The sequence below is a fragment of the Massilia arenae genome, assembly GCF_008014745.1.
GTDB lineage: Bacteria > Pseudomonadota > Gammaproteobacteria > Burkholderiales > Burkholderiaceae_D > Telluria > Telluria arenae.
Map to the genome: position 1 here is coordinate 1 of NZ_VPFD01000064.1, position 947 is coordinate 947.

At 59.3% G+C, this 947-nt stretch carries 1 protein-coding gene; it reads right to left on the reverse strand.

From position 1 onward, the window contains the following. Positions 1 to 947, reverse strand: a 947-nt coding sequence (gene tuf, locus FVD38_RS26280) for an elongation factor Tu (RefSeq protein WP_147937493.1), incomplete at both ends; no start/stop codon positions are given.

Sequence of the window (947 nt, forward strand, 5' to 3'; positions counted from 1 at the left end):
CCTTCGCGGATTGCGAAGCGCAGACCTTCTTCCATCGCGATCGGAGCGATCAGCTTGACGGTGATCGAGACGTTATCGCCTGGCATGACCATTTCTTTGTCTGCTGGCAGTTCGATCGAACCGGTCACGTCAGTCGTACGGAAGTAGAACTGAGGACGATAGTTGTTGAAGAACGGGGTGTGACGGCCGCCTTCGTCTTTCGACAGGACGTAGATCTCACCGGTGAAGTGGTTGTGCGGCTTGATCGAACCTGGCTTTGCCAGGACTTGACCACGTTGCACGTCTTCACGCTTGGTACCGCGCAGCAGCAGGCCGACGTTGTCGCCAGCTTGACCCTGGTCCAGCAGCTTGCGGAACATTTCCACGCCGGTGCAGGTGGTCTTGACGGTATCGACGATACCGATGATTTCGATCTCTTCGCCGACTTTGACAACGCCGCGCTCGACACGACCGGTCACCACGGTGCCACGACCCGAGATCGAGAACACGTCTTCGACTGGCATCAGGAAGGCGCCGTCCACAGCGCGCTCTGGCGTTGGGATGTAGGTGTCCAGGGCTTCAGCCAGGCGGGCGATGCACTCTTCGCCCATTTCGCCCGGCTTGCCTTCGAGGGCCATACGTGCCGAACCCTTGATGATTGGCACGTCGTCGCCTGGGAACTCGTATTTCGACAGGAGCTCACGGACTTCCATTTCGACCAGTTCCAGCAGTTCTGCGTCGTCGACCAGGTCGCACTTGTTCAGGAACACGATGATGTATGGAACGCCAACCTGACGCGCCAGCAGGATGTGCTCGCGGGTCTGTGGCATTGGGCCGTCAGCGGCCGAGCACACCAGGATCGCGCCGTCCATCTGCGCAGCACCGGTAATCATGTTCTTGATGTAGTCGGCGTGGCCTGGGCAGTCAACGTGCGCGTAGTGACGGTTTTCGGTCTCGTACTCGACGTG